The 18,239-nt window shown below is 40.9% G+C and carries 13 protein-coding genes; 7 read left to right on the top strand and 6 right to left on the bottom strand.

Annotated elements, in window-relative coordinates; translation table 11 throughout:
• Window positions 1-104: 104 nt before the first annotated feature.
• The 3 genes from AC1MCB_RS10630 to AC1MCB_RS10620 form a co-directional block, all read right to left on the bottom strand.
• Entirely contained in the window at window positions 105-1,265 is a 1,161-nt protein-coding gene (locus AC1MCB_RS10630; protein ID WP_479964699.1) for an acetyltransferase domain-containing protein, read from the bottom strand.
• A 2-nt stretch (window positions 1,266-1,267) separates the two neighbouring features.
• On the bottom strand, window positions 1,268-2,143 hold the full coding sequence (locus AC1MCB_RS10625) for an alpha/beta hydrolase (protein ID WP_479964698.1): 876 nt from the start codon (window positions 2,141-2,143) through the stop codon (window positions 1,268-1,270).
• Window positions 2,144-2,815: 672 nt separating this feature from the next.
• Window positions 2,816-3,997, bottom strand: a complete 1,182-nt coding sequence (locus AC1MCB_RS10620) for a WD40/YVTN/BNR-like repeat-containing protein (RefSeq protein ID WP_479964697.1) — start codon at window positions 3,995-3,997, stop codon at window positions 2,816-2,818.
• A 143-nt stretch (window positions 3,998-4,140) separates the two neighbouring features.
• Between AC1MCB_RS10620 and AC1MCB_RS10615 the strand changes: the two genes are divergently transcribed.
• Window positions 4,141-5,022, top strand: coding sequence for a winged helix-turn-helix domain-containing protein (locus AC1MCB_RS10615; RefSeq protein WP_479964696.1), 882 nt, complete (start codon window positions 4,141-4,143; stop codon window positions 5,020-5,022).
• A 669-nt stretch (window positions 5,023-5,691) separates the two neighbouring features.
• Complete coding sequence (locus AC1MCB_RS10610) at window positions 5,692-7,890, top strand: B12-binding domain-containing radical SAM protein (RefSeq protein ID WP_479964695.1); 2,199 nt, start codon at window positions 5,692-5,694, stop codon at window positions 7,888-7,890.
• A 575-nt stretch (window positions 7,891-8,465) separates the two neighbouring features.
• Here AC1MCB_RS10610 and AC1MCB_RS10605 read toward each other — a convergent pair.
• The 3 genes from AC1MCB_RS10605 to AC1MCB_RS10595 all read right to left on the bottom strand — a co-directional run bounded on the left by AC1MCB_RS10605 (window position 8,466) and on the right by AC1MCB_RS10595 (window position 11,430).
• On the bottom strand, window positions 8,466-8,924 hold the full coding sequence (locus AC1MCB_RS10605; RefSeq protein WP_479964694.1) for a hypothetical protein: 459 nt from the start codon (window positions 8,922-8,924) through the stop codon (window positions 8,466-8,468).
• A 367-nt stretch (window positions 8,925-9,291) separates the two neighbouring features.
• Window positions 9,292-9,855 carry a hypothetical protein gene (locus tag AC1MCB_RS10600; protein WP_479964693.1) on the bottom strand — a complete coding sequence of 188 codons (564 nt, stop codon included), beginning with the start codon at window positions 9,853-9,855 and terminating at the stop codon, window positions 9,292-9,294.
• 213 nt (window positions 9,856-10,068) lie between these two features.
• Window positions 10,069-11,430 carry a hypothetical protein gene (locus AC1MCB_RS10595; protein WP_479964692.1) on the bottom strand — a complete coding sequence of 454 codons (1,362 nt, stop codon included), beginning with the start codon at window positions 11,428-11,430 and terminating at the stop codon, window positions 10,069-10,071.
• A 157-nt stretch (window positions 11,431-11,587) separates the two neighbouring features.
• Between AC1MCB_RS10595 and AC1MCB_RS10590 the strand changes: the two genes are divergently transcribed.
• The 5 genes from AC1MCB_RS10590 (at window position 11,588) to AC1MCB_RS10570 (ending at window position 18,229) form a co-directional block, all read left to right on the top strand.
• Window positions 11,588-13,042 (top strand): class I SAM-dependent DNA methyltransferase, encoded by a 1,455-nt coding sequence (locus AC1MCB_RS10590; protein ID WP_479964691.1) that lies wholly within the window; start codon window positions 11,588-11,590, stop codon window positions 13,040-13,042.
• Entirely contained in the window at window positions 13,039-14,196 is a 1,158-nt protein-coding gene (locus AC1MCB_RS10585; protein WP_479964690.1) for a restriction endonuclease subunit S, read from the top strand. Before AC1MCB_RS10590 ends, AC1MCB_RS10585 begins: the two co-directional genes overlap by 4 nt.
• A 131-nt stretch (window positions 14,197-14,327) precedes the next feature.
• Entirely contained in the window at window positions 14,328-14,735 is a 408-nt protein-coding gene (locus AC1MCB_RS10580; RefSeq protein WP_479964689.1) for a GxxExxY protein, read from the top strand.
• The gene (hsdR, locus tag AC1MCB_RS10575) at window positions 14,732-17,059 is read left to right on the top strand and encodes an EcoAI/FtnUII family type I restriction enzme subunit R (RefSeq protein WP_479964688.1); all 2,328 of its coding nucleotides are present in this window, start codon (window positions 14,732-14,734) and stop codon (window positions 17,057-17,059) included. Before AC1MCB_RS10580 ends, hsdR begins: the two co-directional genes overlap by 4 nt.
• A gap of 132 nt (window positions 17,060-17,191) precedes the next feature.
• Complete coding sequence (locus AC1MCB_RS10570; protein WP_479964687.1) at window positions 17,192-18,229, top strand: S1 family peptidase; 1,038 nt, start codon at window positions 17,192-17,194, stop codon at window positions 18,227-18,229.
• The last annotated feature ends 10 nt before the right edge of the window (window positions 18,230-18,239 follow it).

The raw sequence follows: 18,239 nt of genomic DNA, 5'->3' as shown, positions 1-18,239 counted from the left end.
TTGCAAACCATTCTACGAAAATCATACAGTTAAAAGGTCCGTAAAGCTCATGTCGGTTAAGCCATAAGGTTGGATTAAGAAACTGAAAGCTGACAAACATCAGCTTAAATATACTTCAACCATAGTTGCTTGTGTTCTGATTTATATTTTGCAAACCATCGGCAAGGCTGATAGAGTGCCACAACGACCGCTATCCAGATCAGATAAATTTGCGGGAGTTCGACACCGCTTGGTATTCCTTTAGGTCTTCCGAAGTTCCCGGAAGCGAAATTCATCTCTGCCCAGGAGAAGCCCTGCCATAACATCATGATCACCATAAGGATATGTATCAAAAAGAAATGTACCAGAAAATAGAAAAGCGGAACCTGACCATAAACAGATGCTACCTTCAACAATCGTTGATTTGCTCCTTCCGTCAGTGCAAGCATGATAAACATAATTCCTAAGGTTACCAGGCAGAACAGGAGGGAGGGTGGATACTTGGAAATATTCATAAAGGACAGGAAAGTATAAACGCCGCCTTCCTGTGCAATCCATTTTACGGGATCACCATAATGATTGATGTAACGGACAACGGCAAAGAGGATCAGGGCAGCGGTACCAATTTTTGCAAATAATACCATTCTTTTTTCAGCCGGCAATTCAAAGAGTTTGCCGGCGCCAAACCCTGCCAACATGATACCTAACCACGGAACGGGTGGATACGCCATCACAAATACTCTGGTGGAAAAAGGAAAAGCGCCGGGGTTGAAAAAAAGAGAGACGATAGTTTTGGCCGTTGAATTATCCGCAAGCGGAATCAAAGAAACCAGTTGATGTGAAACGATAATTGCTAAACCAACCAGGCCCAATGCTTTTGGTGTCGCATTAAGGGAAAAGCCGAGAATGATAAAGCCGAAACCAATAGCAGCAATCACTTCAAAAAGAAGGGTATGATATTCAAGGTCGAAAAACAAGGCAAAGTTGACAACAATGAATTCCAGCAACACCAGGTACAGTCCACGCTTTAACAGGAAGTTTCGACTTAACCGAACATGGTGATGTTTTCTGAATGACAGGTAGGCGGATGTGCCCGCTAAAAACACAAACGTAGGCGCACATAAATAGGTGATCCACCGTGTAAAAAATAAGATCGGCGTTGTTGTTTCCAGGTTCGTCGGGCTTTCCGTGATTGAGCTTACATGCATCAGATCCCGTACATGATCAAGTGCCATAATAATCATCACCAATCCTCTTACAATATCGATGGAGCTAATTCTTTTCATCTTTATTTGTCGATAGTGGTTGCCGGATACAAAGTTTTCAGCGCGTTTGAAACGGCCTGGTGCATAATTGTCCCATGGTCTTCTTGCGGCAGATAATCGAAATGAACCTGCACCTTTTCACTTTTAGAGCTTTGAATTTTCTCCGCTAATAAATTAGCGTCTACCTCCATGACCCGGGGAATGTCTGTTGGCGTAAGTCCCTCTTTGCCAACACCCACGTAAACCGCAGTTCTAAGAGAAAAATTGTCTTGCAGCAAAGCGGAAGATTCATTCAGAAGTGAGCCATTGTCCCACCATAGGCTGGGACTAACAATAATGTACTTGCTAAACAGGGCTGGCTTCTTTAACAGCACCTCTGTAGCCAATAAGCCTCCTAACGATTGGCCGATAATCGTTCTTTCGGAACTGGCTTTATAATTCTTTTCGATAAAGGGCTGTAGTTCTTTCTCTATAAAAGCGATGAACTTATCTGAATGTCCTGAGGTCGGATACTTGCTCAGATCCTTTGCAATAGTAGTTGGATAAGTAAAATCTTTTCTTCTATCGACGGTCGCAATGCCTACCACTATGGATTTAGGAACACGGTTTATCCATGGGAACGCATAAAACTGGAAAAGGCCGGCTACATGAATAAAATCTTCATCAGCTGAGCCGTCAAGCAGGTAGGTAACAGGGTATTTGGTGGTATCGTTTTCACCATAACCTTCCGGCAGGTAAATATTTAAAGTCCTTTTTTCCCCTAACGCTGTGGATTGAATTTCGTTAACAACACCGAGAACAAAGGGCCGGTTATTACCTGTTTGTGTGGTCTTCTTCTTTTGAGCAAATGCCAGCGATGTGCAAAATGCCAGGATGACACAGCCTGTTACTGCCTTCATTGTGGTTCTATCAATTTTGAGGTGTTTATACATTTTGTAATACTGATCGGTTTTCTAAAGCTATTGTAATTATTTTAGGTATCAGGTGTTAGGTATCAGCTGTGAGGTGTGGGTGCAAGAGTTCCGAAGTGTCTTAAGCCAGACGTTTTGAAACGAATTGCGCCTACGCGGGATTGCATCTGTTCCCATCATTTTTGGTCAATCCTTTGCATGCATTGCAAACTGCAATCATTTTTGCGAACTACCTAACTGGATGAATGTTGGTATACGGCTAGCTTGGAGATACTGTTTAGTCACGCAAAGGCCGCAAAGATTAAGACGCAAAGGCCGCAAATTCTTCCATTAAAATTGTTCCTGTAAGACTGGTTGCAGAGGGCCAGGACTTTGCGAGCTTTGCGCTTCTCTTCTTGCTTTGTGAGCAACAAGAAGGCATTTGCACGCGACTGATGATTTGTTAAATGGACTTACAGGATCATTGTCCAAATAATAAAGCAAGGGTGCTAACCAAGATGGCAGGCAAAAAGAAAGGTTCACCACAGATACACAGATTAAGAAGATGAATTCAATAATGATCTCCAAATCAGCCATGTGAACTTTTAATTATTTCAGTTTTTGTGCCCCAGGCATTCCCATCGGTCGGGATCGGTAGGAATGATAAAACCGATCACTGACTTAACATCCTGCATTAGGTATGGCATAAATCACGTTGCCTGAAACAGATAAATTGAAGCCTCTATTTTCTAGAGAAGGAAGTAACAGTTTCCACGTTTTACCCATGTCAGATGACCGGAATATACCATCCGGGCGACCAGATATCAAATATTCGCCAACTTGTTTTATTGATGAAATATTTAATGAAGGCTGAAGTATGCCTATTTGTTTGAAGAATGAAAAATTGCCAGCGAACTGAAATCTCTCATCTTTGGCATTCCAGGTTTTTCCATTATCCAATGAAATGTGTAATCTGTTGGTTTGAGTTGTTGTGTTGTAGGCTATAGCAGCAAATCCTCCATCGATAGGTTCAACAGCGATGCCAGCACCCCCTTCACTAATCACACGATCCCAACTTTCACCATCATCGGTCGATCTTAATATTCCCTGTGAGCTGGCAGCCAGGAGCACACCGTTCGACTCTGTTATTTTCATTACCCAGCCTCCAACATGCACATATTTCCAGGTTTTTCCACTATTAGTGGATTTAAAAATGGCGTTGTTGGAGCCGACGAAAACGGTGCCTCCCGTAGTTTCAAAAACGCTGCTTACTTGTCTCTCTTTATAATTCGTGTACATCCAATCGATCGTTGGATTTAGGCGTACGGCTTGCTCTTGAAAATTCGTGTACATGGGCGACCAATCACCCGTCCCCTTTATTTTTTGTAAAAACTGGCCCCTGAAATTATATACAAATATCCCGTTCTTGCCAGGGGCAATGCTACGCCGTTTACCAGGGAAGATCTCCTTTGTCCAAAAAGCAGTTGTGGAATTTGCATCACTGTGATATATCCCATTTCCAGCACGTAGATAAAGCCCACTTTCATTTGCAAAGAAACCATCTCTCTGCACACCTTCTTTCTGCAAATTTTCAGGCAGCCCTTCGCTAATGTCCTGCCATGTTTCCCCGCCATCAGCAGACTTAAAAACGATGTTTGAAGCTGCGGATTTATTTCTATTCAGTTTAGCTGGTGAGTCTTTTGCGTATGGATCTGTCACCCGCTTACCGGCAGGCTTAACCCCCGAAAACGAGCCCTCTTTTACTGCTTTCTCTTTTGCTTCATCTCCTTTGAGTACAAAAAAGGAATTCAGTAGAAATACTGCGATGAGCATAACTGGAACAAACACAAATGATCTTTTCATTTTCTTAAAGGTTTAGGTACTGACTGAAGTAAAGTTATATCCTATGCTTTCAGGTACAGTGTAAAGAGTTGTAAAAAAATGTAAACGCTTGTAAAGACTCTTGTAACTTATCGTCTATCAGATAGAATAGCTTATTTTTATACATGAATTTCAAGTACCTGTCCATTTTAATTACGGCCTCTTTGCTTACCCTTTTCTATGTAGTCAGCGGAAGCCAGTTGAATGATACGAAATTTGAAGAGGCGAAAGAAATTATCATTATGAGGCAGATCGGACACGAAATACTGCTTCATTCCGGAGATAGTACATCCAGAGTTTTGCCCGTAAAGCAGCTTGCTGAAAATGAATATCAAATTCAATTTGAAAGTCAGTTTACCTTTAAACCTGATTCACTTGTAAAGATCATTCACCGGACGGTCGAAGCCAACCAGCTTCCTTCCGACTACATTGTCAATGTAAAAGAATGCGCAAGCAATGAAACGATATTTGGGTATGCAATACTACAAACCGAGCAGACTGATATCATACCCTGTAAAGGTCGGCAGCAACCTAAAGGCTGTTATTTAATCAATATATCATTCCAGGATAACAGCCTTTTGGGTTTGCCAAACAAGTACGTTACTGCAGGGATAAGCCTCTTTGCGTTGGTACTAGTGTTTTCAGGAGCAAATATTTATTACAAAAAGAGACGTACCGCGGATAACGGCAGCAGGACCGTAGCCGATAATTTCATTCCAATTGGGAAATATCAATTTTACAACGACAAGCAATACCTGGTCTATAATAATGAACAAATTGAGCTGACCCATAAAGAATCCAAACTGTTATACATTTTTGCAAGCACTTCTAATGAAATCATAGACAGAAACAGGCTGCAGAAAGAAATATGGGAAGATGAGGGGATCATTGTTGGACGTAGCCTTGATGTATTTATATCAAAACTCAGAAAAAAGCTGGAAGGTGATCCTAAAGTGAAGCTCGTTAATATTCACGGGAAAGGATATAAGCTGGAGATTGATTCCTGAAGATTAAAGCCACAGGGAACAGGTGGGTGATAGAATCGCGATGCTCTTGCATCCTCGTTGGAAACGAGGACGGTAGAGGTTATTACCTCGCTCGTTTAGAACTTTCACTGGCAGAATGCTAGCTAATCTGTGTATCTGGTGGTAAGCCTACTTACAGATAGAATTTTTTTTAGAGTACCACAGATTAAGAAGATTTTCACAGATTTTTTTTTGCAAGAAATTGGCTGGCTCGATTAAACTGTTCACTGGCAGAAAGCTACCTAATCTGTGTATCTGTGGTGAGCCTACCTACAGATAGAATTTTTTTTAGAGCACCACAGATTAAGAAGATTTTCACAGATTTTTTTTTGCAAGAAATTGGCTGGCTCGATTAAACTGTTCACTGGCAGAAAGCTACCTAATCTGTGTATCTGTGGTGAGCCTACCTACAGATAGAATGAAAAGATTTTCACAGATCCATGATTTAAATAAAGCACGATTAAAGAGACAAAGGCTCTTACTATCTGTGTAAATCTGTGCAATCTGTGGTGGACTCACCCTTAAATTTAGCATATATGTTTTACTTTAATCTTGTAATCATTTTACTCAGAGTCTCGATTTGCCTAAACACATTCTATCCAAAATAAATTTAGGGTAGCTTTGCATGGTAATTCCATAAAGTCTTTAAAATTGAGTCCGAAAATCCTTTTTATTACCCCTCCGTTTACCCAGTTAAATACGCCTTATCCTGCAACAGCTTATTTGAAAGGGTTCCTGAATACAAAAAACATCCCCTCTTATCAGATGGATCTGGGTATAGAGGTGATTTTAGCCTTGTTTTCATCTGCCGGGTTAAGCAACCTGTTTTCAGAGGTAGCTAAAAAGCAAATTTCCCTGTCCGACAATAGCCTGCGGATTGTTCATCTTCAGAAGGAGTACATTAAAACTATAGATGCCGTCATTAACTTTTTGCAGGACAATAACCCAACCTTAGCCCACCTGATCTGTCAGGGTAATTACTTGCCGGAGGCATCCAGGTTTGCGCAGCTGTATGATCTGGAGTGGGCTTTTGGCACAATGGGTACCCGGGATAAGGCGAAGCATCTGGCCACTCTCTACCTGGAAGATATTTCTGATCTTATCATTGAGGCCATCGATCCGCATTTTGGCTTTAGCCGGTATGCAGAAAGGCTGGGACGGTCAGCATCTACGTTTGATGAACTGGATACGGTTCTCAATCAACTGGACAGCTTTATCGACCGCATTTTAATTGATATTCTAAGAGAAAAAATTGACCAGGTAAAACCAGATCTGGTTTGTCTTTCTGCCCCTTTCCCCGGCAACTTATACAGTGCTTTTAAGTGCGGACAATGGATCAAACGAAACCATCCATCCATAAAAGTTGCCTTAGGTGGGGGATACGCGAATACCGAACTAAGGTCATTGCAGGAAGCAAGGGTCTTTAATTACCTCGATTATATCACGCTGGATGACGGCGAGGCACCTGTTTTTCACCTCATAGAATATTTAAGAGGCGAACGCATGAAAGCCGATCTGAAAAGAACCTTCGCCCTGGAAAACGGCGTTGTTACTTATTTCAACGGTTCGAAAGAATTCGACTATGCGCAGCGGGATGTAGGCACTCCGGATTATTCTGACCTGCTTTTAGATAAATACCTGTCGGTTATTGAAATCGCTAACCCCATGCATCGTTTGTGGAGCGACGGCAGGTGGAATAAGTTAACCCTTGCACATGGTTGTTATTGGGGTAAATGTACTTTTTGCGATATCTCATTAGACTATATCAAACGATATGAACCTGTCACGGCCGCTTTGCTGTGCGATCGTATTGAAGAGATCATTAAGCAAACAGGCCAGAACGGATTCCATTTTGTAGATGAAGCTGCTCCTCCTGCCTTGCTGCGGGACCTGGCTTTGGAAATCATTCGTCGCAATCTAACCATCGTATGGTGGACAAATATCCGGTTCGAAAAAAGCTTTACCCTTGATCTGGCGAGGCTCTTAATGGAATCGGGCTGTATAGCTATTTCCGGGGGACTGGAAGTAGCTTCCGACCGCTTGCTGAAACTGATCGATAAAGGGGTAACGGTTGCCCAGGTAGCTAAAGTGACTGAGAACTTAACCCAGGCCGGCATAATGGTGCACGCCTATTTGATGTACGGTTTCCCTACGCAAACCGCCCAGGAAACAATTGATTCTTTAGAAGTTGTCCGGCAGCTTTTTGAGAATGGTGTGTTGCAATCCGGCTTCTGGCACCAGTTTGCCATGACCGCTCACAGTCCTGTGGGCTTAAATCCGGATCAGTTCGGCGTAAAACGCGTCACGCAGGGCTTGGGAACTTTTGCCAACAATGATCTGGAGCATATTGATCAAAGCGGCGCCAATCACGAGCTCTTTAGCGAAGGTTTGCGTAAGTCTTTATTTAATTACATGCACGGGATCTGTTTTGAGTTTAGTCTCGATAAATGGTTTGACTTTAAAGTGCCCCGTACCACCATATCTCCGAAGTTCATCGAACAAGCACTGGCTTCGCCTGAACCTAAAGTCATTAAGCCAAGCACCAAAGTAGTTTGGTTAGGCAGTATTCCTGCGATTAAATACTATATTAAAAAAGGAAAAAAGAATCCGGTAAACATGGCGGCCTTAACTTTTCACAATAAAAAAGACGTCTTTGTGATACACACAAAGGAAGCATGGGGACGATGGCTTGTTGTAACCTTGCCCCTGCTTTCGGTGAATCGGGGAGTGGTATCTTCTTTTGTTGAAGTTGAACAATCTTTTAATGCTTCCGGAGCTGGGAATTTTCAACAGTTCTTGCATAGCGAGACGTTTACAGAATTGAAAGAAAATGGGTTGTTGTTGTTGTAGGGGTCATTATCACGCCTTCAATTTAAACAGCAAAGACTTTTGTCACCAGGCAAGTATCGGCTGTTTATATGTCCGTCTTCAGAAATAATTGTAGTTCTATTGCATTCTCGTTGAAATAAGGGCGAGAGAAACTACCTATATGCTTATTATGTCATAGCTATATCGCGAAGCTGTGATCATATAGTAAGTAACCTGTGAGCTTATTGTTAGCATATCTTTTAGTAGGATGTAAGCTTGAATTTATTCAACTCTGGAAAGGTTAGTCAAACGTAGGTGACGGTATCCTTGGAAAATTCCAGGCAAGTAGGCTTAATCCGGACCAACTCAAGCAGCCACCTGGTTCGGGTCTGGCTCCGGACTTGTTCGTGTCAGGCCGTCAATTTGACGGCCTGACACGAACAGGGGTAAAGCAAGAGTAGAAGGATTGCTATTTTGCGACGATGCCAGATTGAGCTAAATCTGCATAGCGAGACTTTATAGAATTGAAAGACATTGCATTGCTGTTGTTGTAACTGCAATAACCTGGCTTAAAAGGGGTAATGCTGTTCAATTTCCGCTTTTGATCGGGAAAGTATCTAGATTTCAAAGTTCAGTTGGTTACCGGCGGCTTTTGCCTTTTTGTCCATGCCGACACCGACAGCAACACCGATACACATCCCAATAGGAAAGCCCATCCCTAAGAAGGCCATATTGTGGAAAGCCAGGCCAAAGGCGAAACCAAGCGGGATTCCAAATGTGGCCAGCCCGAGAGCCAACCAGAGCTTTTGGTAATGCTTTTTTGGTACCAAATTCAGTTGTTTCTCGATTAGCTTCATGACGGAAGCTTGAGATTTTTTAAGCCGATTTGTTAATTCTTTATCTGTCCCCTCAAAAGCATTAGCCTGCTCAATATCCCGGTTAATTGAATTAATCACTTCCTCCGCTAACGTTCTTCTCTTTAATTCATTAAGCAGTTTTGTAAAGCGCGCATGTGTATTTGCAAGTACCTTATTATGCTGGATCTGTGGATAATTTTCAAGTGTTGAAATTTGCATGGCGGAGAAATATTTCTCTTATGAGTACTGATTCTTCAAATTGTTACTCCTTCGGCAGCCTCTGTCGCTACGTCATAAATAAGAAGATTTACACAGAAAAAGCAATTTCATTAAATCCCTTATTTCCGTCATTTCGACGACTTTTCGGAGGAGAAATCTCCCATACGGGCCAGGATATTATTTGCGCCACTAATTCCAGAATCATAGTAAATGAAAACGAAGAAGCTAACCACCGAGGCAGGCAAAAATGAAGCTTCAGCACAGATACACAGATTAAGAAAGATGAATTCTAAAAGGTGTCTAAAAGATTTGTTAGATGGAATACCAAATCACATGCTAGTTTCAATCGTTCTATCATACTGTAAAATCAGAGATTCTCCACTTTCTCCATCTCTATCCTGAATTCGGGGTTATCCAACACATTTTTCGATTTGGAAAGATCATTGTAGCTATCGATGTTGATGGTTTTTTGGAGGGTTTTGAACTGGCCATCGATGCGGGCGATGTCGCCGACCGTTAATGTTTTCAGGGCTGCGTAAGCCGGTTGTGCCTCTGAGGTGCGACTTGTAAATACAACAGATTGGTAGCGGTTTTTCTCAGTCATGGGGCCGGCATCCAGGTTCATTCCAAAAGAGGCAACGATATAGTCGCGGTCAGCCGGGTCCGGGGCAATATTTAGCACCCGCGCTTCCCATGCTTTGAATTGAAGTTGCAGACTATCCACGATGTGTGCTTTTACTGAATCAACCCCATTCTCAAGGAGCTGCCTGCGCAAACCCTCGTTCTTTTCAGCCGCATTTACCGTATCCCTCCATTCGCGAACAATGCTGATGAACCGGGCCTGCTCCGCCGGGCGGTTATCGGTGTATTCTCCCTCCATACATCCGGTTAAGGAAATGACGAAGACCAGGGCTATCAGTAAATTTCTCATGGCTTGAAATTAATAATTTTAAGTAATACCCCTGGATGAAGGTTTAATCTAAAGATTCCTTGTTGCGTTTCGAAGAGGCCCGGCAAATTGAAGATATTTAAATGTAATATTCGCGGCGAATTTGCCGTTCCCTCAATAATCCCTATCGTTCACCGAACGTCCGATTCCTTTCGCTGGATAAGACAAGAACATCGGGTTTAATATTTAATAGCTTTAAGATTTTAATTCATAGGTTTTTAATTGAGTGCCATCTGCAGAGGAACTCTCATACTTCCCGTCATATTTAATAATATTGAAAATAAGCTCGTAATATATAGTTAGGTTGATCCTGACCAATTTAACAGCTTTTCGCATATCATCATTATAATCGTCACCATGAGCATAGGCGTGTCTAAGCTTTTCCCAGCTTTGGACGCTACCTAAACCAACAACTCCACTTTCTTCAAGTTGAATCAACATTAATTTAGGTTTGTAATCAAATGGTTTTGATAATGTAACAATGAAGCCCTGGACCCTTTTTTTGAGTGTTTCATTTTCAAGGTCGTCGATGATGCTTGTTAGTTTTTCAAGATCTGAGGGATCATATGACTGAGAGCTCTGAAGTAAATTGGGATAATAAGTTTTAAGTATCTTCTCGATGGAAATTCCTATTACTAATCCATGTTTGTAGTAATAACCTGTACCCGAATCGTAAAGCCGCTTATTCAGTTTAACCAAAATTGTTTCAGGATGAACTTTTATGTACTCATAGATTCGAGTGAAGAGCTTAGCATTTTCAGCAGCCTCGTCCCCTTGTGAACCATTTTTTCGATATGGAGGCGTGAGCGTAGATTTAAGAGTAGCTTTTGAGCTGGCAGATATCTTTAGACTAAAATCCTCATACGTACTATAAATTATTGTGTAATAATACCTATGTTCTTCGCCCATTACGAAATCTAACGAATCAATAACCCTCTGAATTTGATTCTGATCAACGACTAGGCCCTCACTCTCAATATCCAGTTTTAACTTATTAGAATTTTCATAAAGTGACACCAACAGTGAGTCAACAGAAACCCTCCAATAGGGAATCCAATAACCTTCCTTAAGAGTATCATGGCTATTTTGAAAAAACTGATCAGTTGTGGCAAACTTGTAATTGTTCTTTAGAGCAATTGAAACAAAACATTTTTCAGACACCATTTCTTTTTCCGACTTAATAAAAATATCGGCCTTAACGACACAACTATATAAGGTCCTTATATAATCTGCGCCTGCATCTAAATACTTGCAACTATACAAGTTACCATATATATCTGTTCCTTGCATTTCAAAGCAATATGCATCAAGAGATAAAACCTTACCAAGGTTCATAGGCCTTTCTACGGAATTTAGAAAAGCGAGCGTTTCTTCTTCTTTAGAGGGTGGTTGATTATTGATGACATTTAGCGTAAAGCCTTCTTCCTCTTGGAAAAGATGGCCTGAGCCGGTAATGTGTTTACCATTTTTTACAAGGGTTACTACAGGTAAGTAGATAGTAAATTTTTTATCAGGAATTGATTCGAGCTGTACTATCAAGGGGTTATTTGAGATCATAATACAATCTTACATTTTAGGTGCTAACATTCCTATAAGAGTTCCACCTTACCGTTTACACAATAATATCTACCGTTCACCCTTTTCCGCTCAAACAAACATCTCTATTGGTTTTAAAAAAGTATTTTTAGAGCGTTTCTTAAATCATTAACTTCTAATGTTCGAACAAACTTTTAAAAACATAGACGATATTCTACATAAAGATGCCGGTTGCGGTAGTGAGCTTGATTATGTAGAACAAACCTCCTGGATACTTTTCTTAAAATACCTCGAAGATTTAGAGGCCGACAAACAAACCGCTGCCGAATTATCCGGCAAGGTTTACAAGCCGATCATAGGCGATGAATATAAATGGAACGTTTGGGCAGCACCTAAGCTGGCAGACGGAAAAATAGATCATCATAAAGCTTTAACCGGCGACGACCTGAAAGACTTTGTTGATCACAAGCTCTTTCCATACTTGAAAAAGTTTAAAGCAGATGCAGAAAGTGCCGACACCATTGAATACAAAATAGGGGAGATCTTCAGCGAACTGAAAAACCGTTTGCAGAGCGGTTATAACCTGCGGGAGGTAATAAACCGAATTGATGAACTCCGTTTTCGTACTCATGCCGAGAAGCATGAAATGAGCCACCTGTACGAAGACAAGATAAAGAACATGGGTAATGCCGGCCGTAATGGCGGCGAGTATTATACCCCTCGTCCTTTGATTCGTACCATTGTTAAGGTGGTTGCTCCTCAAATAGGTGATAAGATATATGACGGGGCTGTCGGCAGTGCGGGGTTCCTGGTGGAGGCTTTTGATTACCTGCGTTCTGCAAAAAACCTGACGACAAAGGATATTGAAATCCTTCAGAAGAAAACCTTTTACGGCAAAGAGAAGAAGTCACTGGCCTACATTATCGGCACCATGAACATGATTTTGCATGGCGTAGAAGCTCCAAATATTATACACACTAACACCCTTGCCGAAAACATTGCGGACATCCAGGAAAAAGACCGTTACGATGTAGTCTTGGCTAATCCACCTTTTGGTGGTAAAGAACGTTTAGAAGTTCAGCAAAACTTCCCGATTAAAACCGGCGAAACGGCTTTCCTTTTCTTACAGCATTTTATTAAGATTTTAAAAGCTGGCGGCAAAGCGGGTATTGTTATAAAAAACACCTTCCTTTCTAATACAGATAACGCTTCTGTAAGCTTGCGTAAACAGCTTTTAGAAAACTGCAATCTGCATACGGTTTTGGATTTACCCGGCGGTACGTTTACCGGTGCGGGTGTTAAAACAGTGGTCTTGTTTTTTGAAAAGGGCACACCAACTGAAAGGGTCTGGTATTACCAATTAAACCTAAGCCGAAACCTTGGGAAAACAAACGCTCTTAATGAAGCAGATCTTGCGGACTTTGTAAACCTGCAACGAACTAAAGCAGACAGTGAAAACTCCTGGTCAGTTGATGCGAAAGACTTTGATAGTTCTACCTGGGATTTATCTGCAAAAAACTCTTTTAAGAAGGAAGTAACCGCATTGCGCCAGCCTCAGGAAATATTGGAAGAAATGAAGGCTTTGGACGAGGAAAGTGCTGAGATTTTAAAGGGGATAATGGAATTGATATGAGAGAGGGTTGGGAAATAAAGAAGTGGAAGGATGTTCTTGAGATCCGAAATGGTAAGAATCAACAGGAAGTTGAAAAACCTAATGGGAAGTATCCCATTCTAGGCAGTGCCGGGAAAGTTATGGGATTTGCAGATAAATATATTTGTGATGAAGGAACAACAATAATTGGAAGAAAGGGAACAATTGACAATCCGATTTTTATAGAGGCAAAATTTTGGAATGTTGACACAGCTTTTGGTCTACATGCTCTCGATGGTTTAAACAAGAGGTTTCTGTTCTATTTCTGTAGGAACTATGATTTCAAAAAGCTCAATAAAGGTTCTGGAAGACCTAGTCTAGTGAAATCCGATTTGTTGCAGATATCAATTCACCTTCCATCTCTTCCCGAACAACAACGCATCGTCACTATTTTAGATGAAGCCTTTACAGCCATAGCCATCGCAAAACAAAACGCAGAAAAAAACCTCCAAAACGCTAAAGAACTTTTTGAAACGTATTTGCAAAGTGTGTTTGAGAATAAAGGGGAAGGTTGGGAAGACAGAACATTGAAAGATATCGCTCTTATGTTTGGTCGTGGTAAATCAAGACATAGGCCAAGAAACGACAAAAAGCTTTATGGCGGTGACTATCCATTTATCCAAACGGGCGATATTAGAAATTCCAATCATTACATAAATAATTTTACTCAAACATATAATGAAGCAGGCTTGGCGCAGAGCAAACTTTGGCCAAAAGGTACAATTTGTATAACCATAGCTGCAAATATTGCAGAAACAGGTGTGTTAAATTTCGGTGCTTGTTTTCCAGATAGTGTGATTGGAATTGTTGTAAATCCGAAGATGGCTATTAATAATTACGTTGAATATTTATTGCAATCGTATAAAACAAGACTCCAAGCAAAAGGAAAAGGAAGTGCTCAAGATAATATCAATATGGGGACATTCGAAAATGAAAAATTTCCTTTTCCCACTGTTGAAAAGCAAATCGGAATTGTAGATTGTCTTCAACAAATTAATAGAAAAAGTCAAGAACTCCAAGCCATCTACGTTCACAAACTGACTAACCTCGAAGAACTAAAGAAAACCATTTTACAAAAGGCCTTTGCAGGCGAACTGAAAGTGTCTGAATTAGGATTTGCAGGATTAATTGTCTGAATTATGATTTATAGGATTTTAGGATGAAAGGATTAAAAAAGGAGGCTATAATCTTAGAATCCATTCATCTTAAAAATCCTAATTCAGACAAATGAGGAACAAAGTCTATCTTAATCAAAAAAGGAAAGAGAATGAAATATCAAGAAACTACCCGCAAGATTATAGGATGTGCCATGAAAGTGCATTCTACTCTTGGCAATGGTTTTCAGGAAGTCATTTATCAGCGTGCCCTGGCAATTGAGATGGGCAGGCAAAGTTTGTTATTTCAACGGGAGATGGAAATGGCGATCTATTATGAAGGCATTGATATTGGCACTCGCCGGGTAGATTTTTTTGTGGAAAATAATATTATGGTTGAATTGAAAGCTCTAATCAAATTAGAAGATGTCCATTTAGCGCAAGCAATGAACTATTGTCAGGCGTACAGTTTACCAATTGGATTATTGATCAACTTTGGAGCAAGAAGTATGGAGTTTAAACGAGTTTACAATGTGAATCATCCCGAAAACAAAGATTATATTAAAAACAACCCTAAATGAACGAATCCGAAACCAGGGCCGAATTAATAGACCCTCAATTAACAGCAGCGGGCTGGGGCTTGGTAGAAGGAAGTAAAGTACACAGGGAGTTCAACATCACTGCCGGAAAGATAAAGGCAGGTGGCGGTAGGGCGATGCCGCTAAAAGCCGATTATGTTTTAAGTTATAAAGACCGCAAGCTTGCGGCCGTTGAAGCTAAAAGCGATGTTCTGGAAGTAGGTGAAGGCGTTGCGCAAGCTAAAGATTACGCAGAGAAGCTTCAACTGGATACCACATTTGCGGCAAACGGTAAAGAGATTTACCGCATCTGCATGAAGACAGGTGCAGAGGGTTTAGTCAGCAGTTTTCCCACACCACAAGAATTATGGGATCATACCTTTGGCGATCAGAATACATGGAGAGATCAGTTTGATGCGATCTCCTATCCTGATATTAGCGGAACGAAGAAGCCACGCTATTACCAGGAAATTGCCGTAACCAGGGTAACTGATGCTATTGCAAAAAACCAGCAACGTATATTATTGACCCTCGCCACCGGAACAGGGAAAACAACCATAGCCTTCCACATCGCATGGAAACTGTTTCAAACCCGCAGGAATCTGCAACGTGACGGAAGTCGCAGACCACGGGTTTTATTCTTGGCTCACCGTAATATATTAGCCAATCAGGCTTTTGGCGAGTTCACTGCTTATTCCGCTTTTAGCGAGGATGCATTGGTTCGGATCAATCCTGCGGAAGTTAAAAAGAACGGAAGAGTGCCCACAAACGGAAGCATATTCTTTACCATCTTCCAAACCTTTATGTCGGGCGCGGATAACGACGGTAATCCATTACCAAATTTCGGAGAGTACCCTAAAGATTATTTCGACCTGATTATTATTGACGAATGTCATACCGGCGGGGCAAATGCAGAAGGTAACTGGCGAGGAATTCTGGAATACTTTTCTCCGGCCGTTCAGCTTGGTCTAACCGCCACACCTAAACGCAAGGATAACGTAGATACCTACGCATATTTCGGCGAACCGGTTTACATCTATTCTTTAAAGCAAGGTATCAACGATGGTTTCTTAACGCCATTCAAGGTCAAGCGTATTCAAACCACATTAGATGATTACACTTATACCAGTGATGATATCCTGATGGAAGGAGAGGTTGAATATGGTAAGACTTATACTGAAAAGGATTTCAATGTGACCATAGAAATTAAAGAGCGGGAACGGAAACGGGTACAGCTTTACCTGGATGAGGTTGATCAGAAAGAAAAAACGATTGTTTTTTGTGCCAGTCAGGGTCACGCTGCCTTAACCCGGGACCTGATTAACCAGAATAAGAAATCAACAGCCACAAATTACTGTGTTCGTGTAACCGCCAATGATGGCGGTTTAGGAGATCAATATTTAAAGGAGTTTCAGGACAATGAAAAATCATTGCCTACGGTTTTAACAACTTCACGGAAGCTATCTACAGGAGTTGACGCACGCAACGTACGTAACATTGTTTTGCTTCGCCCTATACGGGATATCATCGAGTTTAAACAAATAGTAGGAAGAGGAACTCGTTTGTTTGACGGTAAGAAGTTTTTCACCATCTACGATTTTGTGGATGCGTATAAACATTTCGCAGATCCGGAATGGGATGGTGAACCTGAAGAACCTGTAGCGCCAACACCTCGTCCGCCAGTTGGTCCACCATTACCTCCGGTTGACGGAGGGGAACCACCAGCTCCAGCAAAGCAAAAGATCAAGATCAAGCTCCGGGACGGGAAAGAGCGGGAAATACAACACATGATGTCTACTTCCTATTGGAGTGCTGATGGTCGGCCAATTTCTGCACAGGAGTTTTTAGATAATCTATTCGGCGCCTTACCCGCACTGTTTAAAGATGAGGATGAGCTACGCAATATATGGTCGAACCCTTTGACCCGCAGAACCTTGCTTGAAAAACTGGATGAGGCAGGTTTTGGTAGGGAAGAATTAACAGTAGTTCAAAAGTTAATCAATGCTGAAAAAAGCGATCTGTTTGATGTGCTTGAGTATGTGTACAACAGCAACTTCACCCCGTTATCCAGAGAGAACAGGGTTGTAAACGCTCAGTCGAACATCTTTGCTCTTTTGAATGATAACCAAAAGGAGTTTTTAGAGTTTGTGCTAGCCAAATACATCGAAACCGGGGTAGAGGAACTGGATGAAGAGAAGCTGCCTAAGCTGTTGGAGTTGAAGTATCATTCTCTGAATGATGGAGCGCAGACGTTGGGTGGGGTGAAGGTGATCAGGGATATGTTTATTGGGTTTCAGAAGTGGTTGTATGAAGGGAAGACTGGGTAAATTTGAATTAATAACGGTTTCTTACTCTATCATTAAGGATCAAAGACTAGGATTTATTAATATACAATTTTAGAAACACAGTTAATTTTGCAACAGTTCGAAGAAAGCTTAAATGTCACTAACTAAAATAAAATGATAACCGTAGATTCAAAATGCACTTTAGATTCCTTTGGTTTGATATGCCCTCATATTATCAATACAATTGGGGATATAATTAGAGAACATTTACCTGAATTAAACAATGCACTGCCTTTCTCAAACGGTTGGGCTGTAGAAAGCTATAATGAAGATAACTTAATGATTATTTCACTTTCACAAGACTTTAAATATAAAAATGGTTCTCTTAAAAAAATGGAGCCAAATAAAGTTGATTCGATCAAATCAAGAGTAAATTCATTAGTTAATGTTGATTTTACGACTTTATATAATTCATTTGGGGATGAATACTACTCCTATAATAAATTTTTATTTATTGGCCCTTTTCAAAACGGTAACTCTAAGGAAATAGCAGAGGAAGCTTGGAAATTTATAGTTGCAACATTAAGTCCTTGGATAGATAATATTCTCATCCCCGAATTATATAAAATCGAGAAACGTAAACTCGAAAGGTTATCGCCCCAGCTTAATACTTCATTAATAAATTCAGCTTTATGGGTTCTTGAATGCGAGGAAACATCGAAGCAAGGCACTGCTTTTTATTTGAGTGGATTTGGTCTCGTAACATGTGAACATGTACTTGGTTCTAAAACAAGAGCATTTAGACCATCCGAGATCACAAAAAAGTACGATATACAAGTTATTAAAAGAAATGAGATTATTGATTTGGCTGTAATTTCTATAGTTAGTATGGAAGATTTTTGCAGCCTACAAAGTGGCAAAACGGATGATGTCAAACAACAGGATTTTATTGCTGTAGCAGGATTCCCGAATTACAGGTTGGGAGATTCGGGAGTCATTAACACTGGAAGGATTTCCGGATTTAGGATGGTATCTGGAATTAGAAGGATGTTAGTTAGTGTACCTTTAATTGCCGGCAATAGTGGAAGTCCTATATTTGATAGCGAATCAAATGTTATAGGAGTTGCAGTTACCGGTGCTGATAGAATGGAAAATTTTCATAATACAGAAAATCATGGCGTCATACCAATTGAAGCGTTAGACTTATTTTAAATGAAGCCGC

The organism is Daejeonella sp. AP26 (assembly GCF_056680515.1).
The sequence above is the reverse complement of the archived record's forward strand: the minus strand, read 5'-3'. Positions and strand labels throughout refer to the sequence as shown.

Coding starts and splice junctions, on each gene's coding strand:
- AC1MCB_RS10615 (WP_479964696.1), top strand. CDS start 4,141: ATGAATTTCAAGTACCTGTCCATTTTAATTACGGCCTCTTTGCTTACC.
- AC1MCB_RS10590 (WP_479964691.1), top strand. CDS start 11,588: ATGTTCGAACAAACTTTTAAAAACATAGACGATATTCTACATAAAGAT.
- AC1MCB_RS10620 (WP_479964697.1), bottom strand. CDS start 3,997: ATGAAAAGATCATTTGTGTTTGTTCCAGTTATGCTCATCGCAGTATTT.
- AC1MCB_RS10570 (WP_479964687.1), top strand. CDS start 17,192: ATGATAACCGTAGATTCAAAATGCACTTTAGATTCCTTTGGTTTGATA.
- AC1MCB_RS10595 (WP_479964692.1), bottom strand. CDS start 11,430: ATGATCTCAAATAACCCCTTGATAGTACAGCTCGAATCAATTCCTGAT.
- hsdR (WP_479964688.1), top strand. CDS start 14,732: ATGAACGAATCCGAAACCAGGGCCGAATTAATAGACCCTCAATTAACA.
- AC1MCB_RS10600 (WP_479964693.1), bottom strand. CDS start 9,855: ATGAGAAATTTACTGATAGCCCTGGTCTTCGTCATTTCCTTAACCGGA.
- AC1MCB_RS10605 (WP_479964694.1), bottom strand. CDS start 8,924: ATGCAAATTTCAACACTTGAAAATTATCCACAGATCCAGCATAATAAG.
- AC1MCB_RS10625 (WP_479964698.1), bottom strand. CDS start 2,143: ATGAAGGCAGTAACAGGCTGTGTCATCCTGGCATTTTGCACATCGCTG.
- AC1MCB_RS10630 (WP_479964699.1), bottom strand. CDS start 1,265: ATGAAAAGAATTAGCTCCATCGATATTGTAAGAGGATTGGTGATGATT.
- AC1MCB_RS10585 (WP_479964690.1), top strand. CDS start 13,039: ATGAGAGAGGGTTGGGAAATAAAGAAGTGGAAGGATGTTCTTGAGATC.
- AC1MCB_RS10580 (WP_479964689.1), top strand. CDS start 14,328: ATGAAATATCAAGAAACTACCCGCAAGATTATAGGATGTGCCATGAAA.